Raw genomic sequence first — 25,546 nt, 5'->3', positions numbered from 1 at the left:
AACACGTACAGCTCCAGGTCAGTCCTTCCGGGCCGGCACGACGAGCACATCCGATGACGCGTCCCGCAACACGTGCTGGGCAACGCTGCCGAGCAGGGTGTAGCCCAGCGACGAGCGGGCGCCGGTACCGACGGCGACCAGATCGGCGGCGTGGTGGCGGCTCAGCTCTGGCAAACGCGTCTGCGGACGCCCGGACGCGATCACCACCCGCGACGCAGCGGGCGTCAGCTCGGCGGCCACGCGCTCGATATCGACGCGAACCTGCTCGGTGCTCACCTCGCGCAACTCGGCCAAGTGTTGCTCGCTGGCGCCGTGCATGCGCATCAACGTCTCGCCGACAACTACGGCAAAGTGCACGACGATGTGGTCCGCGTACGGCGTGAGCGCGCCCGCCGTGTGCGCCGCCGTTGCCGAGACAGCTGTGCTATCGACGGCGAGCACGACCGTGCGGTACTCCCCATCGGGTGGACTCTTGACCACCAGAACCGGAACCGGGCTCGCCCGCACCAGGTTGCCGGGAGTGCTGCCCAGGACCGGGCTGGTCAGCCGGTGGCCGCCATGCGCGCCGACGACCAGCAGGTCCGCGTCGCGATCAGTGACCTCAGCGAGGATCTCGTAAGCCACGTGACCGTGGCGGACGACGGCCTCCGTGACCGTGGAGGTGATGAACCGGTCGAGGTGTGAGCGCAGGCGGGCGTGGGCGAACTCGCTCAGCTCCTCGTTCAACCCGGCCGGCTGCACATTGACGGCGCTCAGCCGGGCGTCGCGTTCGGCGGCCAGCTGCGCGGCCCTCCGCACAGCCAAGCCCGCCTGCTCAGACAAATCGGTGGCGACCAGCACCCGGCGGACTGGTGCGGCGGCCATCGACATCACACTCCCTCCCTGCGAATAATGCCCCCTCCGACCGTCCGGCGCCCACGACCGAAGTCGAACCGGGCCAATGCATCGGCAAGCCGATGGCGGCTGGCGACGGATGTTTCCTCGGGCATCCATAGTAAGGCGACGTCTGGATGGGCCGCCTGCGCGAGCGGCGCCCGCTCATGACCAACGGCGCCAGCGAAATTCACGCGCTGAACGAAGCAGCGTCAGCCCGCACATCGAATTGCCCAAGACCAAACGCGTCCTGCACGGACCGAAGAGATGATGTCGACGCCGCAGCTAGGGCGTGTCTGACAATGGTGTTGGCGGGTGGTTGAGATGCTGTTCGGGTGTCGCGGTTCCAGTTGCTTTCAGATGATCAGTGGGCGTTGATCGAGGACCTGCTTCCGGTGCGTACCGGCAAGCAGGGCCGACCGTTCTCGGATGCGAGGTCGATGGTCGAAGGGATCATTTACCGGTATCGGTGCGGGATCGCGTGGCGGGATGTGCCTGCGGTATTCGGCCCGTGGCAGACGATCTGGACCTGGCACCGCCGGATGGCCGGTGACGGCACCTGGGACACCGTGTTGCAACGTCTGCTGACTGCTGCGGACTCGGCCGGCCTGGTGGAGTGGTCGGTGTCGGTGGATTCCACGATCGCGCGTGCGCATCAGCACGCCACCAACATCACCCGCCCCACAGGGGGCTGGGTCGAACTACACGGATCTGCACAACGAGCCGCCTGATCACGCGATCGGCCGCTCTCGTGGCGGCTGGAGCACCAAAGTGCACCATCTCGTCGACGGGAACGGCCGCCCGCTGGTGACGTTAGTCGGGCCCGGCCAGGCCGGGGACGCGCCGATGTTTCCGCATCTGATGCGGCAACTGCGTGTCGCTCGCCTCGGACGTGGTCGAGCTCGGACCCGGCCCGACCGTGTCCGCGGCGACAAGGCTTATTCCTCGAGAGCGATCCGGGGGCATTTGCGCGATCGCGGCATCACGGCGGTGATCCCCGAGCCGGCCGACCAGGCCGGGCACCGCACCCGCCGCGGTTCCCGCGGCGGCCGTCCGCCCACCCTCGACGCGGTCGATTATCGCGGCCGCAACGTTGTCGAACGGCGCATCGCCCTGCTCAAACAATGGCGTGGCCTGGCAACTCGCTACGACAAACTCGCCATCGTCTATCGCTGCGCGGTCGTTCTCCACGCCGTCATCACTTGGACCAAGACATTGTCAGACACGCCCTAGCCCTCGACGTGCGCGCCAGTTGAGACAGCAGAAGAGTGAGACCGCCAACTGTTCCTAACGCCCGGCGGAACCGTCGAGCCAGGCGAGACGCCTCGAGCCGCAGCAGCCCGTGAACTCTTGGAGGAGACCGGCCTGCTGGGCGAGCTGCTGTCAGTGCCGGCGGCCGTCGCTGTCCGCTCTTTCCGCGCCGACTGGACGCCAACGCTGAGCCTGTCCTACGGAGCCGTCATCAACCGCGACGCGCCACTCGGCGGGGAGAAGGGACAGCCGCCGAAGTGGGTCGACCTGGACGAATCGTGGGAGAGCGTGTTCCCCGAGGATCGCGACCGAATCCGCGCGTATGTGCGCAGGCTCGCGGCAGAGCACGCGGTCGAGGCGCGCTGATCCTGTCGGGCGGGGCTTTAGTGTCAACGGCGGGCGAATCTTGACCCCCTGGCGGCACCTGGGTTAGGCGCCACGCCGGGGTCAGTTTTCACGCGCCGTCGACAGCTTTAGTTGGTGGCGGCCCCTGCGGACAAGCACAGATCGTCCCAAGCACCATCCCGCTCTGGCGTTTTCATGGGCGGTCTGGGTCGCACGTCCGGACGTGAACGTCCGCCGTTTCGTCGTTGACATGGCCGCTGATCAGGTCCGATCAACGCCGGGTAGCGTGGGTGCGCTAGCGAATCTGGGAGTGATTATGGCGATACGACGAGATGCTCTCGCAGCACGGCGCGAGGCTCTCGGCTTCACCCAGGAAACCCTCGCCCAGGAGCTTGGGGTGGAGCTCTCGACAACCTGACCTCGCCTGCGAGTGGGCCGCTCACCTGGAAGGGAGGGACGACCGACGAACGTTCAGCGGGGTCGCCGACGGTGCTCATCACGGGCTGCTTCCTGTCGTGCCCGTGACCCTACTTGGTCAGGGCGCGCAGGCGGTGGTGAGCGCGGCGGCCTGATCGGCCCTGGTCTGCAGCCAGGCGGCTGGAGCACTGGTGAGGGTGTCCAGGGTGGCCGTCTGCAGGGTGGCGGCCAGGTCGGTGATGGCGCGGCCGATGTCGGTGTCGCTGGTGGTCGCGGCCAGGTCGGTGAGCTCGGTGGCGGTGGTGTGCGCCTGGTCCAGTGCGGCCTGCGGTGCGCTGAGGTCGGGCGGGTTGGCGACCAGTGCCAGCGCGTCGCTACACACCTCGGCGGCGGCGACCGCGCCGGTCACGGTGTCCGCGGCCGAACCGGCGGTGTCGCCGGCCTGCTGGACAGCGCCGCAGCCGCTGATCGCCGCCACGACGCCCACGCCGAGCAGCACAGAGGTCCATCGAGTCGAGATGCGCATGAGCGGGTTCCTTTCCGGATGGGCTGGGTCTGTGGGGTGGTGCCGCCCACCGCTGGTGGGGGGAGTGAGCGGTGGGCGGCACCGGGGCGGTCGACGCGCGTCAGTCGCGCGTCGACAGGCCAGTGGGCGAGGACGGGGCCGTCTCGGCTGCGGCCGCCCCGGTTTGGGCTGGCTCGGTCGTGACCGTGTCGGGCTCCGCACCGGCCAGCGAATCGGCAGAGGCAGCCGCTGGGGTGGCCGGGGTGGTGCGGGTGCGGATCCAGCTGGCCGTGACGGCGACGGCGAGCAGGAGGGCGACCACGGCCAGCGAGAACCAGGTGGGGATCTTGTAGAGGTCGAGCAGCAGCATCTTGATGCCGACCCACACCAGCACCAGGGCGAGGCCTAGCTTGAGGTAGATGAAGCGGTGCATCAGGTCGGCGAGCAGGAAGTACATGGCGCGCAGGCCCAGGATGGCGAAGGCGTTGGAGGTGAACACCAGGAACGGCTGCTGGGTGATGGCGAAGATCGCCGGGATGGAGTCGACGGCGAAGACGATGTCGGTGACCTCGACCAGCACCAGCACCGCCAACAGAGGGGTGGCCACCCAGCGCCCGGCCTGGCGCACCAGGAACTTCTGCCCGTGGTACTCCTCGGTGGTGGGGATGACCTTGCGGAACAGGCGCAGCACGACGCTGCGGTCGGGGTCGATGGTCTCGTTGCGGTGCACGGCCATCCGGACACCGGTGGCGACCAGGAAGGCGCCGAACACGTACAGGATCCAGGCGAAGGACGCGATGAGCACCGAGCCCGCGGCGATGAACACCGCCCGGAACACCAGTGCGCCGAGCACGCCGTAGAACAGCACGCGGTGCTGGTACTCGCGGGGAACGGCGAAGTAGCCGAAGATGATCGCGAAGACGAACACGTTGTCCACCGCGAGGGACTTCTCGATCACGTAGCCCGCGAAGTACTGGGCGGCGAACTCGCTGCCCCACGCCCACCACACGATCGCGCCGAACCCGAGGCCGAGCGCGACCCACACCGCCGACCAGGCGGCGGCCTCGCGGACCCCGACCACGTGTGCGCGGCGGTGGGCGAACAGGTCGATCGCGAGCATCACCAGGATCACGCCGAGCACCGCGGCCCACGCCCACAACGGAACAACCACAGTCAAGCACCTCCGGTCACGTCGAGTGAAACCGGAGGTCTCCCCAACCGCCAGAGCACGTGCGCTGGGTCCGGTGGCGCCGGGACCGGGCAGCCATCGAACTGCCGTAATGACGATCCCGGACGTGGTGGGTACTCCCCTCCGCACCACCAGAATGACGAAATACGGTTCGCCTGTCAAGGCTTGACTGGCGAACCGTACTTCGTCAATCTGGAAATGAGGCCAGCGCGCGGCCTCCTCGATCCGTGCCGTGGAAAGCAGGTCCGCTGATGCCCGCCCAGTGCACAACCCTCGTCTGCGTCGTCGACGCCACCGATCCCGCGCCGGCCGCCGAGCTGCCCGCGGCGGTCGAACTGATCGCCGACCACGGCCACCTCGTGCTCGCCGTGCTGCACCCGCCGCCGGGGCTCACGCTCAACGCGCGGCTGATCGCCTGGCAGCAGGTCCGCCGGGAGCAGGTCACCGCCGCGGCGCTCGCTCCCGCGCTGTCACGGCTCCCGTCATCCGGGCTGGCCGAGCGGGGCGTGCGGATCCACACCACCGCGTGGCATCACCGTCGCGGGCCGGGCGGCCGGCATCGGCGCGTGGCCGCCGCCCTGCTGCGACTGTGCCGAGTGCACGACGCCGACGTGCTCGTGTTGCCCGCCCATCCTCGCGCCGAGCTCCTCACGCCTGCGACCTGCCAGTACCTGCTCGGCCTCACTCAACCTCGGCTGCGGATCCGCCGCGCAGACGAGCACACCCTGCCCGACGCGATGCTGGTCTGATCACACCCGGTCGAGCAGCTCCCCGCCGATCCGGACCCCGCGCCGACAGCGGCATCGAGAGTGGAAGGAATGCCTTATGGTCGGCCCCATGCGGCCTGCCGAACCCCCACCCGACCACGCCCTCCCCACCCCAGCGGGCTCGGATCCCACCGACTCCGGCACGGTGGATTCTGGCGTGGTGGATGCTGGTGCGGAACCGGCCGACGCCGCCGCGTCGCAGACGCCAGGGTCGTGGATGTTCCTGAGCAACCACGCCCACGTGCTGCTCTGCCTGGCCGCCGACCCGCACCAGACCCTGCCCGTCATCGCCCAGAAGGTCGGCATCACCACCCGCGCCGTCCAGCTCATCCTCACCGACCTCATCCAGGGCGGCTACATCGAGCGCACCAAAGTCGGCCGCCGCAACCACTACCGCATCAACCCCGACGGCCATCTGCGCCACCCGCTGGAAGCCCACCACCGCATCGCCGACCTCATCACCGCCGTCGGTCCCGCCACCCCTGACGATGCTCGTGATGCTTCGGCTGACGGCGCCTCGACTCCTCCGCGTCGTCGCCGCACCGGATAACTCGCCACCCTTGGTAAACGAACCACAGTTCGTCATTCTCGACGTTGAGGGGGAGTACCTCAACGACCAAGCCCCGCGTCGTCAACACGATCTGGCCGACCCGGATCCGGCGCAGGCACCCGCCGCCCCACCGCGCGGGTCCAGGAAACCTCACGCCACCGACGCCAGCACCACCAAGCACGCCCTGGCAAGGGCTACGTGGCGTGGCCGGGCGGTGTGCGGACAGGACCTCGCGACGACCAGCGCCCCTCTCGCTTCGCACCCCACACTGACACGCCACCCGGGACGGCGTGTGTTCATCGTGGCGGGCGGGGCGGCACCAACGCTGCGCAGGTGATGACCAACGCCAGCAGAATGAGTGCCGTGACAGCGATGTCGATGAGGAATCCGGTGAGCATGGTGAACATGGTCAGTCCTTCTCAATCACGTGCTGCTCGGCTCGGCGGCGGGTGCGCAGGCTCGCCGCGATGACGACGGCGAGGATGGCCACGATGACAGCGAGGGAGACCGGCGTGGGGATCTGCGGGGTGGCCGGCCAGATTCCGTGGGCCCAGTGCAACACCAGTTTCAGACCGATGAACGCGAGAATGACCGCCAGGCCGTGGTTGAGATAGACGAGCTTGGCCAGCGTGGCGTGGAGCACGAAGTAGAGCGCGCGCAGGCCGAGCAGCGCGAAGGCGTTGGTGGCGAATACCAGGTAGGGGTCCGCGGTGATGCCGTAGACCGCGGGGACCGAGTCCACGGCGAACACCACGTCGGTCACGAACACCGCGGCGACCACCACCGCAAGCGGCGTGAGCGCGCGTCGTCCGTGCTCCCGTACGGTCAGCCGGGTGCCTCGGTAGTCGTCGGTGACGGGCATGAACCTGCGGAGCAGTCGCACGATACGCATCTGGGATACGTCGCGGCCCGCGAAGGCCGAACCGGTGTGCACCTCGTGCAGGATCTTGCCCGCGGACACGAGCAGGATCAGGCCGAAGAGGAGGAACGCCCAGGTGCCTGCCTGCAGCAGCGCCGCGCCCGCCGCGATGAAGATGCCCCGCAGGACCAGGGCACCGGCGATGCCGTACAGCAGCACCCGTTGCTGAATGGGGGACGGGACCGCGAACCCGGCCAGGATCAGCATGAACACGAACAGGTTGTCCACCGACAGTGACTTCTCCACCACGAAGCCGGTGATGAACTCCAGTGCCGGCCCGCTGTCGAACACCGCCCACAGCCAGATCCCGAACAGGACGGGCAGCGTGAGATAGAACACCGACCAGCCAATCGCTTCCCGTATCGACACCTCGTGGGGACGGCGGGTGACGGCGAAATCGGTGACGAGGAGGCCGAGTATTACGGCGATGCTGGCGACCCACAACCAGGGCGACCCGATCGACGAGGACCCCACCGAGTCGGCGGGCGCGGCCACGGACAGAGACGACACCACGGGATGAAAGGGCACGAAGACCTCCGCGCACGGACGACGTTCGAGGTCTCCTTCACCCTGGTGAGGGCGGTCGCCCGGGGACACCATGGGGTGTCCGTATTGACCAGGCAGACACTTAGGGAAGTACTCCCCTCTGCACGCAGTGTCACTGGCCGGAATGTGGCTGTCAAGGTTGATCGGGGGTGGATCTAGGATCGGTGGCGTGAGGCGCGCCGGGGTATGGCAGTGGCTGGACGGTCACGTCGACCATGAGCGGGGGGTGGGGGTCGCTGCTGGTGGGGTGGTGTCGCAGGCCCCGACGACCGTGGTCATCGAGCGGCTGCTGCGCACGCTCGGCCGGCCCGAGCAGCGGGTGCCGGTGATCCTGGTGGCCGGCACCAACGGCAAGAGCACGACCGCCCGGATCCTGGCCGCGGTGCTGGCGGGCAGTGGACTGCGGGTCGGGTTGTACACCAGTCCTCATCTGCACCGGCCGCAGGAGCGGATCACCATCGATGGTGTCACGATCACCGACGACGAGTTGGCGGCGGTGCTCGACCCGCTGGTGGCGGACGAGCGCACCGCGTCAGAGCTGGGGCGGCCCAGTTGGTTCGAATTGATGACCGCGGCCGCGGTGGGCTGGTTCGCCGACCAACGTGTTGATGTCGCGGTGGTCGAGACCGGTCTGGGTGGCAGCGGCGACGCGACCGCCGCGCTCGGCGCCGGCCTGGTGGTGGTCACGTCGGTGGGCGTCGACCACGTCGAGTACTTCGGTGACACGCGGTGGGACAACGCCGTGGCTGAGGCTGGCGCGGTTCCTGAGGGCGCGACCGTGGTGCTAGCCGAAGCGGACCCGGCCATGCACCCGCCGTTCCTGGGCCGCCGCCCCTCGCGCGTGGTGACCGTGGATCGTGACTTCGGCGTGGCCGCCGACGCGCCGGTCGCGGATGGCCGGACGGTGTCGCTGTTCACGCCCGGGGCGACTTATGACGACGTTTTCCTGCGTCTGCTGGCACCGTGGCAGGCGGCGAACGCGGCGACGGCGTTGGCCGCCGCCGAGGTGTGGCTGGCCCGGCCGGTGGCCGACCAGGTGGTGCGGGCGGTCTGCGGGGCGCTGCGGGCTTCGGGCCGCTTTGAGCTTGTCCACACCCCCGGCCCTGTGCTGATGGACGGCGCCCACAACGAGGAAGCGGCCACCGCGCTGGCACGGGCGCTGCGGGAGCGGTTCGACGGCGTCTCCCGCACCGTGGTGGTCGGTATGACCGGGACCCGCGCGCCGGAGGCGTTTCTGAGTGCCCTGGGGGTCGGGGCTGGTGACTGGGTGATCTGCACCTCGCCCCGGACACCGCGAGCGGTGCCGCTCGCCAGGCTCGCCGCCGCCGCGCGGGCGGTGGGCGCAGGATCGGTCGCGGTCGAGGCGGATGTGGGTGATGCGGTGCGCCGCGCGGCGGCGGCGAATGATAGCACGCTCACGGTAGTTACCGGGTCGCTCTATGTGATCGGCGAGGCGCTGCCCGTCGTGCGAGCGCTGGTGACGTGACCACCCGTGCTGCCCGGGCTGAGCGCCGCGCGTGCTGATCGGGAAGAGAGGGTACGAGATCCGGTCTCGAAATGGGTCCGGCGGCGCGGGGGCAACGGTGATCGCGCGAGCCGGTGGTGTGTCAGACTGCAGTGGTGAGGGGTGAACGGGTGATGTCGGATCAACCAGGCATCGCGCCTGAGCGCGTGGGACTCGATGTGGAACGCGCTGCTGGCACCCTGCGCGCGGGTGGGCTGGTCGCGTTCCCGACCGAGACCGTGTACGGGCTCGGCGCGGACGCGGAGAACGTCGACGCGGTGGAGCGTGTCTTCGCCGTGAAGGGGCGGCCCTCGACGCACCCGCTGATCGTGCACCTCAGCGGGGCGCGTCAGCTCCCCGACTGGGTCGCGGAGGTGCCCGACGCGGCGCGCCGCGTCGCTGACCGTTTCTGGCCTGGCCCGGTGACCCTGGTTCTTCGTCGGGGCCGCCGTGTTCCCCGCGCGGTCACCGGCGGTCTGGAGACGGTCGCGCTGCGGGTGCCCGACCATCCGGTCGCCCGCGCGCTGCTCACGGCGTTCGGTGGCGGTGTGGCGGCGCCATCGGCCAACCGTTTCGGCTCGGTCAGTCCCACGGCGGCTGCTCATGTTGGCGACGGGTTGGGCGCCGACGTCGACTACGTGCTGGACGGCGGCCCCTGTGCGGTGGGTGTCGAGTCCACGATCGTCGACCTCACCGGCGCACCTGCGATACTGCGCCCAGGCGGCGTGACACGAGAGGATCTTGAGCGCGCACTGGGTTGCTCCGTGCCGGTGCGGGCGAGGAGTGCCGTACGCGTTCCGGGCCAGCATCCGTCGCACTACGCGCCGAGGGCACGGGTTGTCCTGGTCGAGCCGGGCCAGGTGATCGGCCACGCCGAGTACCTGGCAGCGCAGGGCCGGCGCGTCGGCGTCCTGCTGCCGCCCGAGTTCGCGGGCGGTGCCGGTGCGTGTGCCGGGCAGCGCGTTATCGCGGTGCCGGACTCGGGTGCGCGGTACGCGCGGCGGCTTTTCGAGTTCCTCCGTGACTTCGACCGGCATGAGTGCGAGGTCGTGGTGGCCTCGGTTCCTACCCCGGACGGGCTCGGATTGGCGATCGCGGATCGGCTCCGCCGAGCGGCCGGGTCGCGCAGCCAGACGGCCGCGACTCCGGGCTGCTCAGCGGTTGCTGAGCGCGGCGACGAGGTGTTCGAGGTGGGCGGCGCGGGATGCTTTGATCAGGACGAGATCGTCGGGACGAAGGATTCGACTTAGCACGTCGTGGGCGGCCTGGCTGTCGGGAACGGCGATGATGTCGAGGGTGCTGTGCTCGGTGTCGGCCGCGTCGGCGATCAGAGGCGCGGTCCGGGTGCCGATGGTGATCAGGACGTCGAGGCCGGCGCGTGCGGCGAGCACGCCGAGGTGGTGGTGGGCGCCAGCGGCGTGGTCGCCGAGGTCGGCCATCTCGCCGAGGACGGCGATCCGGCGGCGGGCGGACATGGTGCTCAGGGTGGTCAGCGCGGCGGCCATGGAGTCGGGGTTGGCGTTGTAGGCGTCGTGGAGGAGCGTGACCCCGTCGCCCCGCACGATGGTTTGCATGCGCCCGCCGCTGGCGGGTTCAGCGGCGCTCAGGGCATCGGCGATGGTGTGGTGGTCAAGGCCGAGGCCGAGGGCGAGGGCGGCGACGGCGAGGGCGTTGCCGACGTGGTGCCGGCCGGTCAGGCGGAGCGTGACGGGTGCCGTGCCCTCGGGAGTGTGCAGGGTGAAGCACGCCCGGCCGCGCGGCGTGACGTGCACATCTCGGGCGTATACGCCGTTGGGGTGGGGGCGCTGGCTCCACCAGCGGGTGCGGGCGGGGGTGAGCGGGGCCATCGCGGCGACGAGCGGATCGTCGGCGTTGAGGATGGCCAGCCCACCGTGGTCTGCAGAGGGGAGCCCGGTCAGTAGTTCGCTTTTGGCCGCGGCGATCCCGGTTTGCCCGTCGGGGTATTGACCGAGGTGGGCGGTGCCGACGTTGAGCACGACCCCGACGTGGGGGGTGACCAGGCCGCACAGGTAGCTGAGGTGTCCACGGCCCCGGGCGCCCATTTCCAGGATGAGGTAGCGGGTGTCGGGGGTGGCGCGCAGGACAGTGAGGGGAAAACCGAGCTCGTTGTTGAAGGAGCGGTCTGTGGCGGCGACCGGGCCGTGGTGTGCCAGGACCTGGGTGGCGAGATCTTTGGTCGTGGTCTTGCCGTTCGACCCGGTGATGCCGATCACGGTGGCCGGCAGTCGGTCTGCCACGTGGCGAGCCAGGTCGCCGAGCGCGCGGGTCACGTCGGTGACCTGGACGGCAGGGGCGGGCACCGGGCGTGCGGCCAGCACCAGGGCGGCTCCCGCGGCGAGGGCCGCTGATGCGTGGTAGTGCCCGTCGGTGCGCCGGCCGGGGAGGGCGGCGAACACGCCGCCGGGGTGGACCTGGCGGGAGTCGATGCTGGCGGGTGCGGTCACCAGCAGCGACGGGTCGGTCCCCGGGACGAGGTGACCGTCGGTGGCCGCGGCGATCGCGGCGGCGGTCAGGGGGATCATCGTGGTGACGCTCCTTCGGACGTGCAGTGGCTGGGGCCGGCCGGGTGGGTCTGCGGGGGTGGTGTCCGGGGGTTACGGGTTGCAGCATTCGCAGAACGTGGGATCGGCACGTCGTTGGCCGTCATCGCGAGGGTGGCGGCCGCGGTGCGGGCAGCGGGCACACCCGTGGATCGTTGCCAGGGTCAGGCGGGTGGGCTCGCCACACGTGCCGCAGGGCAGACCAGGTTCGCGGTCCACCGGGCCGAATCCGGGGGTGCCGCAGGCCGGGCACAGGGTGGCCAGACGCGAGGCGAGTTGGTGGGCGAGCACGCTGATCTCCCGCATGCGGGTGGGGTTGACGTGCGCGCGCATGTCGGTCTCCAGTCGCGCCAGGCCATCGGTGGAGTGCGCGGTGCACCGGCTGATCGCCGCATCGAGGTCGGCACGGGTCTGGATGCCCTTGCAGATGGGGCCTGGAGCCCGCACGTCGGCGGGGCTGTGGGGACGGACGATGACCGCGTGGGCACCGAAACCGACGCGCGCCAGGTAGGCGTCGGTTTCCTCGTCGAGGCGGCGGGTCGTGGTGTGGCTGAAGTTCGTCGGTGTGGTTCGGCGCTCCAGGATGCAGACGTCCCGCACCGTGTCGAGGAAGGCGAGGATCTCCTGGCCGGCGCTCAGCATTGGCGCGACCGGGTGCGGGCCGAAGGAGCCTTCGCTGGCCACGGCGAGTCCGAGGCCGGTCGACTCGATCGCGAGGCGCGCCTTGCGGACCGCGGTCTCGGCCGCCGACCCGGCGCGGGGGATCTCACCGGTGAAGGTGCCGAGCTGATCGGTGTCCACATCGTGGGCGAGCACAAGCCGCATGCCGGGGATCCGCGCCAGGGCGGCAGCGAGGGCTCGCTGCTTGCCGTGTCGGGTGGCCATCGCGACCGGTGCGCCCGCGTAGGGGTGCACGGCGAGCATTACACGAGGTTGCCGGATCGGGCGTCGATGCCGGTGAGCAGGGCCACGAGCTGCCCGATGGCGGTGTCACGGTCCATCGGGTGCCGCAGCGGCAAATCCGGATGCAACCGGTACCGGTTGCGCCGCCCCTCCCTGGTGCGTTCCAGGTAGCCCGCCTCGACGAGGTCGGCCACGATGCGCTGCGCCGCCCGCTCGGTGATGCCCACCACCTCGGCCACATCCCGCAACCGAACTTGTGGATCCCGCACCACGCACAGCAGTACGTGGGCGTGATTGGTCAAGAACGTCCACTCCTGCATGGCCGCAACTGTACCTCGTCGGGGGTAACGCATGTCACGCTTGCCAAAGCACGTCATCAATGTCGTATGATTCATATCGCGTATTAGAACACAGGTCATTGGTAGCGTGCTTGGGAGGTGGGTGTCATGGGCGACGAGGAGATGGCGCTCCCGTGGGAGAACCTGCTGCGGGAGGTGGGCGCGGTGGTCGACGCCGAGATGGCGGGCGTACTGACCGGCGAGCGCGCGGCCGATGAGGTGGCGCGGCGCTGGGCGCACCGGTGGGCCTCGCCGCCGCCGGACGTGGTGATCGACACCAGCCCGCCGGGCGTGCGGCGGGGGGCCGCGCAGAGCGTGGGTGCCTACATCGCCCGGGAGCTGGAACGGGGGCGGTCGCTGTACTGCGTGGTCCACGACGAGTTCGTCCGGGTGCGGATCGGGGGTTTCGACGGGCGTGCGTTGCCTCCGCATTGCCTGGAACACCTCGGTTCGCCGCCCGAGCCCGCTGCGGGCACCGGTGCTGAGCCGCGCGCCACCGACCTCGCCGGAGCCCCGGCGACGCGCGGCGCGGCGGCGCGCGCGGGTCAGGAAGGTACGACGGCGTGACAGGGGTGACGCTGCTCGTTTTGGTGGCCCTTCCCGCTGTTGCGGCCATGGCCGGGTCGATCCGGCGGCTACGAAGCTTGGCGCCCGCGTTGGGTGCGGGTGCGGCGCTGGTGGCCACCGCGCTGGCGGGGACGCTGGCCGTGACGGTGGTAGTCGGCGGGCCGGTGGCGATGGTGCTGGCCAACCCGGACGGGCGAGCCTGGACCGGGCTGGTGGTCGACCACGTCGGGGCGATCGTTCTGCTGCTGGTGTGCACGGTCAGCGCCGTGGTCCAGGCGTTCGCCCGCCGCTACCTGCACGGCGATCCGGCCGCGGCCCGCTTCGCTGTCGCGGCGGGGGCGCTGACCGCCGCGACCACGGTGATGGTGACCGCGGCGACTCTCGTCACCCTGGCGGTGGCGTGGACGCTGACCGGGGTGATCTTGTGCCGTCTGGTGGGGATGTATCGGCCGGCGCCCTCGGCCGTCGATGCCGCACGGCGCACCACCCGTGCCGTCGTCGCCGGGGACGCCGCGTTGTGGACTGGGGTTGTCCTCGCGGTCACGGTCTGGGGGGATCTCGACCTGCGCCACCAGGGCGACGCGGCCCTCGGCGGTGCGGTGGGCACGGTGGTGGCCTGTTCGCTGGTGGTCGCCGCGGCCGTGCGGTGCGCGCAGCTGCCCTGGCACCGATGGCTGCCGGCGACCCTGGCGGCACCGACCCCGGTTTCGGCTCTGCTGCACGCCGGCGTGGTCAACGCCGGCGGGGTGCTGCTGGTGAAGCTGTCGCCGATCGTCGGTGCCGCGCCGGTGGCGACACACCTGGCGTTCGCCATCGGAGCCGCCAGCGTCGTGGCCGCCACCGCGATCATGCTGACCCGCCCCGACATCAAAGGGGCGCTGGTGCACTCCACGATCGGGCAGATGGGGTTCATGCTCATGACCTGCGGGCTCGGCCTCTACGCCGCGACGGTGGTGCACCTGGTGGCGCACGGGCTGTTCAAAGCCACCCTGTTCCTCGGCTCGGGGTCGGCCGTGCAGCGGCACGCTGGCCACACTGCGGCTCCTCCCGCGCCTCGGTTGGCTCCTGCCCGCGCAGCGCAGGTCGCTGTCCTCGCCGGGGTCGCCGCCGTCGCGGCGGTCGGGGTGGCGGCCTGGTTGCTACCCCTTCATGCCGGTGGCGTCGCGTTGTCGCTCTTCGCCGTGGCCACCGCCGCGCGGCTGGCGTGGGGCTGGCTGCGTCGTCACCCGACCGGCGGCGCGCTGGTCACGGTGGTGATCGTGCTGCCGGGCGTGGCGATCGGGTACCTGGCCCTGGTGGGCGCGGTCACCGAGCTCCTGGCCCCGAGCCTGCCCGCAAGCGGGCCCGCCGCTGTCTCGGCCTGGGTTCTCGCGACCGTGGTGGCGGTGCTGGCGGCCGGTGCGCTGCTGCTCCACCTGGCACCCGCGGTCGGTCTGGGCCGGTGGCGCGACCGGCTGTACGTGGCGGCGTTGTCCGCCGGGCAGCAGCGCACGTACACCGCCGCCTGGGGTCACCCGCCATGGCTGGTACCGACACCGCGTCCGCGGCCGGTTCCCCAACTGGAAGGAGCTCGGGCGTGACTCGCCCCCACGCGCTCGACGGCATCCCGCGCAAGCGGGTCGCCGCCATGACAGGTGAGTCACCGGCTGTCCCGCACGCGTGGCTTCCCCTGTTCTCCACGGTCGCACGTTCCGCCACTTGTCGCGTCGTGCTCGCGCAGGAGGGTTCACACTCATGACCACCGGCCCCGCCACCAACCTCGCCCCCGATGCCGTCTCTGACGTCGCCACACAGCAGGCGGCAGTGCGCGCCGAGATCGCCGACGCGGCCGGATTCCTGGCTCCGACCTGGCCATTGGCGGACTTCATCGCGGTCAACCCGTTGTCCGGCCTGCTGGACCGCCCGTTCGCCGACGCGGCCACCACCGCCGCGGATCTGCTCGGAGCACGAGTCACCCCAGACGAGACCTGGCTACGTGCCGCCTGGCAGCGCGGCCGGATCACCGACGACGACCTGCGCGCCGCGCTGGCCCGCCGCCACCCCACGGCGCTACAGCGGGGCCCGCTCACTCTCGGCAACCGCGCCTACGACCCGGTCGACCTGCTGGTGGCCGATCTGCACCAGGGCATCGCGTGTCCACCGCCGCGCCGTCAGGCACGCACCGCGGCCGAAGCACTGGCCCCGGAGGTGGCCGCCCTGCTCAACACCCACACGATCCAGTGGTGCGCGGCCTACCTGGACGAAGGCCAGTCCACCTGGCGGATGCCGGGTCGTGACCGCGGCTTCTACTCGGCGTGGCGGGCGCTGGCCGCCCATGACGGAACCTTGCCGCGGCCGGTGCGGGCGCGGCTGCGGCACCTGCCCGAACGCGCCGAGCACACCATCCTGGACGCGCTGGCCGCGCTCGGTGTCCCGGACGACCAGCGGACCCGCTACCTGCAGGCCCACCTGGCCTGCTTGCCCGGCTTCGCCGCCCACGTCCGGTGGCGCGGCGAGCGGCCCGACAGCGGCATCGACCTCGTCGACTACCTCGCGTTGCGGTTGGCCGTCGAAGCCGCCGCGCTCGCCGGCTCCCACGCTCCCGGCACAGCGTGGTCCTGGGCCTCCGCGAGCCGGTTCGACACCCGGCAGGCCACCGTCGACCCGCACGACCGGGCCTACCACCTGTTGGGAGCGCTGGAAGTCACCGACACCGATGCCGCCCAACGGAGCGAGCTGGTGGAGCTGCTCGACCAGCTGCCGATCCAGCAGCGGGCGCTGGTCTGGCTGGACGCCTACGAGGACCACTACCGGAGCCGGCTGCTGCTGCGCATCCTCGGCCGGCCCCAGCCCGAACTGCCCGAAGCCCCACCGCGGGCGCAGGTGGTGTGCTGCATCGATCCCCGCTCCGAAGGACTGCGCCGCCACCTGGAGGTCCTCGGCAGCTACCAGACCCTGGGCTTCGCCGGTTTCTTCGCCGTCGCCATGCGCTACCGCGACCTCGCCGGGGGTGCCGCTCGCACCCAGTGTCCCGGCCCGATCACGCCTCGCCACACCCTCACCGAGCACCCCGCCCCTGGTCGGCGGCGCGCGGCCGAGCGGTCACTGGCCGGCCGCAGGGTGCTCGCCGCCGCCGAGCACTCCCTGCACGCCGCCAAGGACGACCTGCTGGCGCCGTTCGCCCTCGCCGAAGCCGCCGGCTGGCTGGCCGGGCCGCTGGCCGCGGCCAAGACCTTCACTCCCCGTGCCGCCGGCGCCACAGGCGCGTGGTGGGCCCGCCGCATCACGCCCGAGCCGCAGACCGAGATCTCCATCGCCGAGGCGCTCACCCCCGAGGAGCGTGCCGCGACCGCCGAAACCATCCTGACGTTGATGGGCCTGACCCGCGGGTTCGCGCGGCTGGTCGTGTTCTGCGGGCACCGCGCCCACACCGACAACAACCCCTACCAGGCCGCGCTGGACTGCGGCGCCTGCGGGGGACATCCCGGAGGTCCCAACGCCCGCACGGCCGCCGCCCTGCTCAACGATCCGCAGGTCCGCCTTCACCTGGCCGACCGCGGCATCACCGTTCCCGACGACACCTGGTTCGTCCCGGCCGAACACGACACCACCACCGACACCGTACGCCTGCTGGACACCCACCTCCTGCCCGCCACCCACCGCCGCGACGCTGACAGGCTCACCGCCGACCTCCGCACGGCCGGCACCCGGCTGGCCGCCGAACGCTGCGCCATCCTGCCGGGCGCACCCACCCGGCCCCGCCCGCGGCACGCGGCGCGCCACACCCGCGCCCGGGCCCGTGACTGGGCCCAGGTCTTCCCGGAATGGGGTCTCGCCGACAACGCCGCCTTCCTCATCGCGCCCCGCGCCCTCACCCGCGGCATCGACCTGCACAGCCGCGTGTTCCTCCACGACTACGATCCCGACCTCGACCCGACCGGCACCGTCCTGGAAACAATCCTCACCGCGCCGCTCGTCGTCGCACACTGGATCAACAGCCAGTACTACTTCGCCACCGTCGACCCGCAGTCCTTCGGCGCCGGCAGCAAAACCCTGCACAACGTCACCGGTGGGGGCCTGGGCGTCATGACCGGCCACACCAGTGACCTCCAGCCCGGCCTGCCCTGGCAGTCCCTCACCGACGGCCACCACGCCCGACATGAACCGCAACGCCTGCTCGCCATCGTGCAGGCACCCCTGCCCAGGCTGGACACCCTCATCGCCCGCCACACAATGCTGCACCACATGTTCAGCCACGACTGGATTGGACTCGCCGCACGGGAACAGCCCGACGACCCGTGGCACCGCTACACCCCCACCGGGTGGCAGCCCTGGCACCCCAGCACCGACACGCCAGCACCGACATCCCGGCAGGCGCTCCCGTGACCGCTCCACACCACCCGATGGCGGCGTCCCACCCGGAACGACCTGTCCTAACTCCCCACGTAACAGAGCCGCTTGGAAAGAGAGGTACCCGATGAGCGCGCTTCTACTGATCTCAAGTGTGGACCACGCCGAGGTCGCCGTCGAGCAGGCGAGCGACTACCTGGTCCACCACCGGCGCTACGGCGGCGATCCAGCTCAGCGGGACGCCCTGCTCGGGATTTGGATCCGCCGCGAGCTTGACGCGGACCTGCCCACGTTGTTCCCGTGCGGCGAGCATGTGCAGACCTGCGGATGCGCCGTCGGGGACCCCACGGAAGGGCGCCCGCCAGCAGTGCCGGTGGGGATCCGGACCTCCTCCTCGGTGTCCGGGCTGTGGTCGCTGTGCTGGCTGGACGGTTCCGCCCTGCGCGAGGCACACAACCCCCACCAGCGACGGCGCCTGATCCTCGATGTCCTGGTGCAAGGCGCGGCGCCCGCAGCGAGCCTGCCGGGAGCGTTCTTTCCGGTCTTCGCGCACACCGACTCCCGCGACACCGTCCACGCCACCCTGACCGAACTCGGCAGCCGCTACCCGCGCCTGGTCGCGACCCACTGGTACATCGATGACCCAGAGCAGGGCATCAGTGGACCGTGCGGCACGACCAGCGCCGGATGCCGGCTCGCACGCGGCACCGCCACGACTCGCCCCTAGCCCATCCAGCGTCCCGTCCCGTCACGTCCTCGGTCTCAGGAGCAGCATGACCACGCATTCCACATCCGCACCGATCACCGTCGCCCACGGAGACGGAATCGGTCCGGAAATCATGGAAGCCACCCTTTCGGTGCTCAACGCCGCAGGCGCGGCCCTTGACATCGACACGATCACCATCGGAGAGTCGGTCTATCAGGCTGGCAACCCCGCCGGCGTCACTCCCGAGGCGCTCGAGTCGATCCGCCGCACGGGTGTGTTCCTCAAGGCGCCCATCACCACCCCGCAAGGCGGAGGGTTCAAGAGCCTCAACGTCACCGTGCGCAAGACGTTCGGTCTCTATGCCAACGTCCGGCCATGCGTCGCCTACGCACCGTTCGTCGCCACCAAGCACCCTGGCATGGACGTCGTCATCGTTCGGGAGAACGAAGAGGACCTCTACGCCGGCATCGAGCACCGCCAGACCGACGAGGTCGTGCAGTGCCTCAAGCTCATCTCCCGGCAGGGATGCGAGCGGGTAATTCGCTACGCCTTCGAGTACGCCACAGCCTATCGGCGAACCAAGGTGACAGCGTTCACCAAGGACAACATCATGAAGATGACCGACGGCCTGTTCCACCGGGTGTTCGACGAGGTCGCCGCCGACTACCCCGATATCCAGGCAGAGCATTGGATCGTCGACATCGGTGCGGCCAAGCTCGCCGACACCCCCGAGGCGTTCGACGTCGTCGTCCTGCCGAACCTCTACGGCGACATCCTCTCCGACGTCGCCGCCCAGATCGCCGGATCTGTCGGCCTCGCCGGAAGCGCGAACATCGGCGAGCGAGTCGCCATGTTCGAAGCCATCCACGGATCCGCCCCCCGGCGAGCCGGCCAAGACGTTGCGAATCCTTCAGGGCTGCTGCTGGCCGCGGTACAGATGCTGGTCCACATCGGACAAGCCGACGTCGCGAGCCGAGTCCACAACGCCTGGCTGCGGACCATCGAAGACGGCATCCACACCTACGACATCTACGAGCCCGATACCAGCACCTCCAAGGTCGGCACCACGGCGTTCGCGGCATCGGTCATCGACCGTCTCGGCCAAGAACCCACCCGGCTGCCGGCAACGCACTACGCCCAGCACAGGCCGATCACCGTCAAGCTCGCGGGCCGATCCGCTGCCGCCAAGACCCAGCTCGGCGTCGACGTGTTCGTCCACAGCCCAGACACCACCCCAGACGAACTCGCCGCCAAGCTTCGTCCGTTCGCCGCACCCCTGCACCTTGACATGATCTCCAACCGGGGACAGAAGGTCTGGCCAGGCGGCGCGCCCGAGACCCTGCTCACCGACCACTGGCGATGCCGCTTCCTCGACCCGCGCGGGACCACCACCGCCGCCGAGGTCGTCGCCCTCCAGGCCCGCATGGTCGAGCACGGCATCGAACCGATCAAGACCGAAGGACTCTACGCCTTCGACGGCGAACCCGCATTCACCCGAGGCCAGGGCCAATGAAGGGCCGAGCTGACCAAGCGAAGCCGGGAGAAGACATGGACCCGCGTCACCGTAGCCGAATCGTCACCGACGGCGTCACCCGAGCACCGGCCCGGGCGATGCTGCGGGCAGTCGGGTTCGCCGACGAGGACTTCACCCGGCCGCAGATCGGTGTGGCCGCGGCCGCCAACGACCTCACACCCTGCAACATCGCCCTGGACCGCCTGGCAGGCGCGACGGCCGACGGGGTCAGGAAGGCGGGCGGGGTGGCGATGCGGTTCTCGACCATCGCCATGTCCGATGGGATCGCCATGGGGCACCGCGGCATGCGCGCGTCCCTTCCCAGCCGGGACCTCATCGCAGACTCGGTCGAGTGTGTCATGGAGGCCGAACAACTCGACGCGATGGTCACCATCGCCGGCTGCGACAAGAGCCTTCCCGGGATGCTCATGGCCGCCGCACGCCTCAACGTACCCACGGCGTTCTTGTACGGCGGCTCCTCCCTCCCCGGGAGCTGGCAGGGTCGGCCGGTGACGATCCAGGACGTGTTCGAGGCCGTCGGCGCGCAGGCAAGCGGCCTGCTCAGCACCGACGACCTCGACGAGCTGGAGCGCGCCGCGTGCCCAGGAGCCGGATCGTGCGCCGGCATGTACACCGCCAACACGATCGCCGCCGAAGCCGAAGCCCTCGGTATCGCACTGCCCGGCTCGGCATCCGCCCCCGCCATCGACCCCACACGCCCCGGCATCGCCCACGACACCGGAGCGGCCGCCGTCGCCGCCCTGCGCGCCGGGATCCGCCCACGCGACATCCTCACCCGCGAAGCCTTCGAGAACGCCATCACCGTGGTCATGGCCCTGGGCGGGTCGACCAACGCCGCGCTGCACCTACCCGCCATCGCCCACGAAGCCGGCGTCCGCCTGACCCTCGACGACTTCGACCGGATCAGCCGACACACCCCCCACATCGCCGATCTCCGTCCCGGTGGGCGCCACGTCATGGCCGACCTGCACCAGGTCGGTGGCGTGCCCGCAGTGCTCGCCGCGCTGCTGGACGCCGGACTGCTCCACGGCGACTGCCTGACCGTGACCGGAGCCACCCTGGCCGAGAACCTCGCCGAACTCGCAGCCCCGAAACCCGACGGTACGGTCCTCCGAACGCCAGATGACCCGCTCCGCCCCGACGGCGGCCTGGCCATCCTCCGCGGGGCACTCGCCCCCAGCGGCGCGGTGGTCAAGATGGCCGGCCTGACCGTCGACCGCTTCCACGGCACAGCCCGGGTCTTCGACAACGAAGACGCCGCCATGGGCTACGTCTCAGGCGGTCGCCTCACCGCAGGCGAGGTGATCGTGATCCGGTACGAAGGCCCACGCGGCGGACCGGGAATGCCGGAGATGCTCGCCGTCACCGCCGCTGTCCGCGGCACCGGCCTGGGTGACCAGGTGGCGCTGGTCACTGACGGCCGCTTCTCCGGCGCCACCACCGGCCTCTGCGTCGGCCACGTCGCCCCCGAGGCCGCTGCCGGCGGGCCGCTGGCGCTGGTCGCCGACGGCGACCCGATCATGATCGACATCCCGGCACGCACCATCGATCTCGACGTCAACCCTGCCGAACTCGAACGACGCCGTCACCGCTGGCACCCACCCCCTGCCCCGACCGGCAACGGCTTCCTAGCCAAGTACAGCCGCCTCGTCGGCTGCGCCTCGCAGGGGGCGCTCGTCGGCGCCACCCCACGATGAGCAGCCCCACCCGACGCAAACACCATCATGTCACGCGAGCGATCCGGCTTTTCTCCCATCGCCGTGCCGGCGGCACGGCCTGCGGGGCGCATCGGCGGTGCCGCCAGCGCCGACCGCCCTGTCGAAGGAATCACCGCCACGACCGGACCCTGCATCCGCCGGGCCATCGACGTCCACCAAGCGGTCACGACCCACGCCTGCCGGGCCGCACACACCAACCCCCGCGAAGGAGCCGCACTGTGTTGGACGGCAAGCACATCCTGGTGACCGGGGTCGTCACCACCGACAGCATCGCCTTCGCCGTCGCCCGCCGCGCCCAACAACTCGGCGCCGAGGTGCTGCTCACCGGGCTCCCCCGCGATCTCGATCGGGCCCGTGCGGCGGCAGCGCAGCTCACCGGCGACATCGACGTCATCCCCTTCGACGCCACTGCCTCCCACGACACCGCCCGGCTCACCGCAACGATCGCTGAGCGGTGGGAGAGACTCGACGGCGCCCTGCACGCCATCGCCTTCGCACCCGCCGACGCCCTGGAAGGCCCCCTACTCAACGCCCGCCCCGAAGGGATCGGACTGGCGTTCCAGACCAGCACCGTATCCCTCGCCGCGCTCGCCGCGGCGGTGAACCGGCTCGCCCCACCCTCCGGCGCCAGCCTGGTCGGGCTCGACTTCGACGCCAGCGCCGCGTGGCCGGTCTACAACTGGATGGGCGTCTGCAAAGCCGGACTGGAGTCGCTCAACCGGTACCTCGCACGCGACCTCGGGCCTGCCGGAATCCGGGTCAACCTCGTCGCGGCCGGGCCGATCCATACCCGGGCGGCCACCGGCATCCCCGGCTTCGAAGCCCTGCTCGACGCCTGGGCAACCCGTTCGCCCTTGCGGTGGGACCCAGCCGACTCGACCCCGGTGGCCGACGCCGTCTGCTTCCTGTTCTCCGACCTCGCCCGCGCTATCACCGGCGAGATCCTCCACGTCGACGGCGGCTACCACGCCATGGCCGCGCCCCTGCGCCAACAGGGATCATGATGGGCCACGAGGACATCCAACACCTCCACACTGATCAGGGCAGGTGCCCTGGCGCAGACTGGGCAAGATCTCGGCTGGTTGACCCGGTGGGCGCTCCATGACCCGACCTAGCCGACTCATCCTGGTCACCGGCACCGGCACCGAGGTCGGCAAGACCTGGGTGACCGCCGCCTTGTCGCGACGATTGCGAGCATTTGGCATCGAGGTCGCGGCCCGCAAACCGGCGCAGTCGTTCACACCCGGTGATACCGCGACCGACGCCGCCGTGCTCGGCGAGGCAACTGACACGCCCGCCGACACGGTGTGCCCGCCACACCGGTGGTACCCGGTACCCCTCGCGCCACCGATGGCCGCCGACACCCTACAACTGGCTCCGATCCTGCTCGACGACCTCGTCGCCGAACTCGACTGGCCCTCAGACGTCGCCATCGGCTTCGTCGAGGGCGCAGGCGGGCTGTGCTCACCAATCGCCCATGACGGCGACACCCTCTCACTGGCGCAGCGGGTGAGACCGGACCTCGTGCTACTGGTCACCGAGCCTGTCCTAGGAGTTGTGTCCCAGGTGCGCCTCGCCGCGCGAGCCCTCACCGGACACGAGGTGCTAGTCGTCCTGAACCGATACGACCCCAGCGACGAGGTGCACCGGCGTAGCCGCGACTGGCTGACAGCCATCGACGCGCTCGCCGTACTCACCAACCACGACCTCGCCGACACCGTTGATTCCGACGCGGCCTGGCGCGCCATCAGCGGCGAGCCCCCCTCGGCACGCAATCCCTGACCACGCCCCTCGGTCACTGACCCGCTTACCCACGTCCTGGACCCGAGCGGTTGGTCAGACCGGGTCAGTTTCACCCGGCAGCGACAGTCACCATGAGTGATCGCGAGAGGTGAGAACTCGACGCGGAACGGTATTGCTCTGCGCCAGCAGGCTCGCCTGAGTCGTGGCGAGGCTGCCAGCAGCGGCCGGCGCACTGTCGACACCTGGCTTCCGATCCACGACTGGACCGAAACCCAGGTATGGCAACGCATCCATGCGTCAGGTGTGCCGTACCACCCGGCCTACGACCAGGGCATGACCCGCCTGTCGTGCTCCCTCTGTGTGCTCGCCAGCCGCGCGGATCTGGTTCGCGCCGCACAACTACGCCCGGAACTGGCCGCCGAGTACGCGGAGCTGGAAGCCGAGATCGGGCACCGGTTCCGCAACGACCTGTCCATGGCCGAGATCATCACCGCCGCCGAGCAAGCCGCAACCGCGGGACACACCGAGGAGACAGCCACGATCGAGCTCGGCCAGGGCCAACTGTGGTGGCCGAGGTTCGAACGCCAGTCCGACCGCTACGGCACCGTGTTCCTGCTCACCGGTCCGGATGCCGAGGACTACGTCTCGTTCGAGAACGCACCCGTCGGCCAACCGGGACGACTCGTCGCCATCGTGGTCGAGACACGTCGCTCCGAGCACTGTGGCGACATAGCGCGGTCCCTGGCACCCGTCACGCCGACGGTCGGCGAGGAGATCACGCTCGGCGCCGGCACGTTGTTCACCGACACCGATGCCGATCTCGGCATACCCACCGCCGTCGGCCTCGCGCCGGACGACAACCGGGACGCCGACTGGCTCGACCCACGCGCCTTGTACCGCTGCCACAACCAAACCGTGCGGCTCGAACTCCGCATCAGCAGCCACACCAACAAGCGCGCACACGACACCAGGCCACGCGCAGCCTGAGAGCCGTCGCTGGCGCGGCGAACAAAGTCACAAAGGCCGTCCCTGCTCAATCGCCACACGAACCCCACCGCACACGCCGAGTGCGGGAAGAAGGAGAACGTACGTGACCAGGCTGATCGAGTCCGGCTATGACGGGCAGTTCGTCACTGACCAGGTCGGTCATTCCCACGCGGCGACCACGGCGATCTACACGGCGGTCAGCAGCGACTTCAAGAACCTAAAGGTCCGCGAGCACCTGGACGCGGTGCCGAGGAAGCCGTGCTGCAACGCGCCTTCGCGATGGCCGAGACGGAGGCGGAGATGGACGACGACTTCAGCGATCACACGTCAGGTGAGCCTGCTGGCCGCCGGAGGAGGGTGCGATGAACGCGGTGTCCCGGCAAGGACCGGACGAGCAGAACGACGACGTGCAGGTCCGGCAGCCGCGCTACGAGTGGCGGCTGCGTGAGCTGATGGCGGTCCGCAAGAACTGGTACACCACCACGAAGCTGATCCCGGAGTTGCGCAAGTACGGCTTCGAGTTCGACCGCAGCTCGATCTACCGGCTCGTCAGCACCGAACGTCCGCCGAAGATGCCGATCGAGTTGATCCTGGCCTTGTGCAAGATCCTCGACTGCCGCTTCGAGGACCTGGCGGTGGAGGTCGAGCCGCAATCGGCCACCGAGGAGCCGGCTCGCCGGGGTCCGCGGCCGGCCGTGCCGGACATGCCGTTGTTGTCCGCGGACTTCTTCGACGCCGAGAGCTGACCGGACACCGGGTCACGCACGTGGGGAAAGGGCGAGGTGTCTGCGCCAGCTGTGGATGCGACCGATCTCTGGTCGCTAGCGGGCTGTGCCATACCTGCTACCACGCCCGCCGGGACAAGGAGAGCTGTGTCGGGTGTGGCCGTCTGACCGTTCCGATTGGACGTACGGCGGAGGGGGCGTGGTGCCAGAACTGCAACGGAAAGCGCCGGGCCGAACCGTGCTCGCTGTGCGGTCGGTCGGGGCGGGTGGCCGCGCGGCGCTACGGGCAGCCGGTGTGTTCGCGGTGTTGGCAGCGCGAGCGGCGCGTCCCGCTGCCCTGCTCGGTATGCGGGCGGACGATGAAGGCCACGAAGAACAGCCCGCAGGGCCGGGTCTGCTACACCTGCCACCGCAAGACCGTTCCCCGCGAGCCCTGCTGGATGTGCGGCAAGGTCGTGCTGGCCGCCGCCCACACCGAGGAAGGAGCGTGGTGCGAACGATGCCGCCGGACGCATCTGGCCGAGCCCTGCTCACGATGCGGCCAGACGGCGCCGGTCACCGTCCGCGAC

24 protein-coding genes are annotated in these 25,546 nt (G+C 70.3%); 17 read left to right on the top strand and 7 right to left on the bottom strand.

Annotated features, from left to right (window positions below):
* Positions 1-18: 18 nt before the first annotated feature.
* The gene (locus BAY60_RS34780; RefSeq protein WP_225949947.1) at positions 19-870 is read right to left on the bottom strand and encodes a universal stress protein; all 852 of its coding nucleotides are present in this window, start codon (positions 868-870) and stop codon (positions 19-21) included.
* 338 nt (positions 871-1,208) lie between these two features.
* Between BAY60_RS34780 and BAY60_RS38205 the strand changes: the two genes are divergently transcribed.
* From BAY60_RS38205 to BAY60_RS34770, 3 genes are read left to right on the top strand one after another with little or no spacing between them, the layout of a single operon-like run.
* Positions 1,209-1,604 (top strand): transposase, encoded by a 396-nt coding sequence (locus tag BAY60_RS38205; protein WP_228714306.1) that lies wholly within the window; start codon positions 1,209-1,211, stop codon positions 1,602-1,604.
* 40 nt (positions 1,605-1,644) lie between these two features.
* Positions 1,645-2,106 (top strand): transposase, encoded by a 462-nt coding sequence (locus BAY60_RS38200; protein WP_233520242.1) that lies wholly within the window; start codon positions 1,645-1,647, stop codon positions 2,104-2,106.
* A 48-nt stretch (positions 2,107-2,154) separates the two neighbouring features.
* Positions 2,155-2,490, top strand: a complete 336-nt coding sequence (locus BAY60_RS34770) for an NUDIX hydrolase (protein ID WP_281245774.1) — start codon at positions 2,155-2,157, stop codon at positions 2,488-2,490.
* Positions 2,491-3,004: 514 nt separating this feature from the next.
* On the opposite strand, the gene BAY60_RS36900 is transcribed toward BAY60_RS34770, so the two are convergent.
* Together BAY60_RS36900 and BAY60_RS34765 are read right to left on the bottom strand one after the other, a co-directional pair.
* Positions 3,005-3,412 (bottom strand): bacteriophage spanin2 family protein, encoded by a 408-nt coding sequence (locus BAY60_RS36900; protein WP_005456771.1) that lies wholly within the window; start codon positions 3,410-3,412, stop codon positions 3,005-3,007.
* Positions 3,413-3,512: 100 nt separating this feature from the next.
* On the bottom strand, positions 3,513-4,562 hold the full coding sequence (locus BAY60_RS34765) for a TerC family protein (RefSeq protein ID WP_005456772.1): 1,050 nt from the start codon (positions 4,560-4,562) through the stop codon (positions 3,513-3,515).
* Between the two features lie 269 nt (positions 4,563-4,831).
* Between BAY60_RS34765 and BAY60_RS34760 the strand changes: the two genes are divergently transcribed.
* A complete protein-coding gene (locus BAY60_RS34760) occupies positions 4,832-5,329 on the top strand; it encodes a hypothetical protein (protein ID WP_005456773.1) in 498 nt (165 codons plus the stop codon).
* 88 nt (positions 5,330-5,417) lie between these two features.
* Positions 5,418-5,897, top strand: coding sequence for a helix-turn-helix transcriptional regulator (locus tag BAY60_RS34755; protein ID WP_177242873.1), 480 nt, complete (start codon positions 5,418-5,420; stop codon positions 5,895-5,897).
* Positions 5,898-6,306: 409 nt separating this feature from the next.
* On the opposite strand, the gene BAY60_RS34750 is transcribed toward BAY60_RS34755, so the two are convergent.
* Positions 6,307-7,317 (bottom strand): TerC/Alx family metal homeostasis membrane protein, encoded by a 1,011-nt coding sequence (locus BAY60_RS34750; protein WP_225950578.1) that lies wholly within the window; start codon positions 7,315-7,317, stop codon positions 6,307-6,309.
* A 316-nt stretch (positions 7,318-7,633) separates the two neighbouring features.
* Here BAY60_RS34750 and BAY60_RS34745 point away from each other — a divergent pair, with 316 nt between their 5' ends.
* Positions 7,634-8,848, top strand: coding sequence for a bifunctional folylpolyglutamate synthase/dihydrofolate synthase (locus tag BAY60_RS34745; protein WP_170160654.1), 1,215 nt, complete (start codon positions 7,634-7,636; stop codon positions 8,846-8,848).
* 152 nt (positions 8,849-9,000) lie between these two features.
* Entirely contained in the window at positions 9,001-10,116 is a 1,116-nt protein-coding gene (locus tag BAY60_RS34740; protein WP_005456778.1) for an L-threonylcarbamoyladenylate synthase, read from the top strand.
* Here the strand turns inward: BAY60_RS34740 and BAY60_RS34735 are convergent.
* The 3 genes from BAY60_RS34735 to BAY60_RS34725 form a co-directional block, all read right to left on the bottom strand.
* The gene (locus BAY60_RS34735; protein ID WP_005456779.1) at positions 10,021-11,409 is read right to left on the bottom strand and encodes a UDP-N-acetylmuramoyl-tripeptide--D-alanyl-D-alanine ligase; all 1,389 of its coding nucleotides are present in this window, start codon (positions 11,407-11,409) and stop codon (positions 10,021-10,023) included. The genes BAY60_RS34740 and BAY60_RS34735 overlap by 96 nt on opposite strands.
* Before the next feature lie 72 nt (positions 11,410-11,481).
* The gene (locus BAY60_RS34730) at positions 11,482-12,351 is read right to left on the bottom strand and encodes a DUF6671 family protein (RefSeq protein ID WP_005456780.1); all 870 of its coding nucleotides are present in this window, start codon (positions 12,349-12,351) and stop codon (positions 11,482-11,484) included.
* Entirely contained in the window at positions 12,351-12,650 is a 300-nt protein-coding gene (locus BAY60_RS34725; protein WP_005456781.1) for a helix-turn-helix transcriptional regulator, read from the bottom strand. Before BAY60_RS34725 ends, BAY60_RS34730 begins: the two co-directional genes overlap by 1 nt.
* Before the next feature lie 126 nt (positions 12,651-12,776).
* On the opposite strand from BAY60_RS34725, the gene BAY60_RS34720 reads away from it, so the two are divergent.
* From BAY60_RS34720 to BAY60_RS34670, 10 genes are all read left to right on the top strand, one after another.
* A complete protein-coding gene (locus tag BAY60_RS34720) occupies positions 12,777-13,235 on the top strand; it encodes a hypothetical protein (RefSeq protein WP_005456782.1) in 459 nt (152 codons plus the stop codon).
* Positions 13,232-14,815 carry a proton-conducting transporter transmembrane domain-containing protein gene (locus BAY60_RS34715; RefSeq protein ID WP_091679436.1) on the top strand — a complete coding sequence of 528 codons (1,584 nt, stop codon included), beginning with the start codon at positions 13,232-13,234 and terminating at the stop codon, positions 14,813-14,815. Before BAY60_RS34720 ends, BAY60_RS34715 begins: the two co-directional genes overlap by 4 nt.
* Before the next feature lie 154 nt (positions 14,816-14,969).
* The gene (locus BAY60_RS34710) at positions 14,970-17,600 is read left to right on the top strand and encodes a DUF2309 domain-containing protein (protein ID WP_005456785.1); all 2,631 of its coding nucleotides are present in this window, start codon (positions 14,970-14,972) and stop codon (positions 17,598-17,600) included.
* 91 nt (positions 17,601-17,691) lie between these two features.
* On the top strand, positions 17,692-18,291 hold the full coding sequence (locus BAY60_RS34705; protein ID WP_005456790.1) for a hypothetical protein: 600 nt from the start codon (positions 17,692-17,694) through the stop codon (positions 18,289-18,291).
* 46 nt (positions 18,292-18,337) lie between these two features.
* Positions 18,338-19,783, top strand: coding sequence for an NADP-dependent isocitrate dehydrogenase (locus BAY60_RS34700; RefSeq protein ID WP_005456797.1), 1,446 nt, complete (start codon positions 18,338-18,340; stop codon positions 19,781-19,783).
* Between the two features lie 35 nt (positions 19,784-19,818).
* Entirely contained in the window at positions 19,819-21,501 is a 1,683-nt protein-coding gene (ilvD, locus tag BAY60_RS34695) for a dihydroxy-acid dehydratase (protein WP_005456798.1), read from the top strand.
* A gap of 239 nt (positions 21,502-21,740) precedes the next feature.
* Positions 21,741-22,526 (top strand): enoyl-ACP reductase FabI, encoded by a 786-nt coding sequence (gene fabI, locus BAY60_RS34690; protein WP_005456799.1) that lies wholly within the window; start codon positions 21,741-21,743, stop codon positions 22,524-22,526.
* Between the two features lie 97 nt (positions 22,527-22,623).
* Positions 22,624-23,304 carry an ATP-dependent dethiobiotin synthetase BioD gene (gene bioD, locus BAY60_RS34685; protein WP_005456800.1) on the top strand — a complete coding sequence of 227 codons (681 nt, stop codon included), beginning with the start codon at positions 22,624-22,626 and terminating at the stop codon, positions 23,302-23,304.
* A gap of 96 nt (positions 23,305-23,400) precedes the next feature.
* Positions 23,401-24,252 (top strand): phosphoadenosine phosphosulfate reductase domain-containing protein, encoded by an 852-nt coding sequence (locus BAY60_RS34680; RefSeq protein WP_083844754.1) that lies wholly within the window; start codon positions 23,401-23,403, stop codon positions 24,250-24,252.
* Positions 24,253-24,614: 362 nt separating this feature from the next.
* Positions 24,615-24,998, top strand: a complete 384-nt coding sequence (locus BAY60_RS34670) for a helix-turn-helix domain-containing protein (RefSeq protein ID WP_005456801.1) — start codon at positions 24,615-24,617, stop codon at positions 24,996-24,998.
* Positions 24,999-25,546: the final 548 nt, after the last annotated feature.

It is taken from the genome of Prauserella muralis, from assembly GCF_003202285.1.
GTDB lineage: Bacteria > Actinomycetota > Actinomycetes > Mycobacteriales > Pseudonocardiaceae > Prauserella_B > Prauserella_B muralis.
This window is presented reverse-complemented; position numbering and strand designations above follow the sequence as displayed.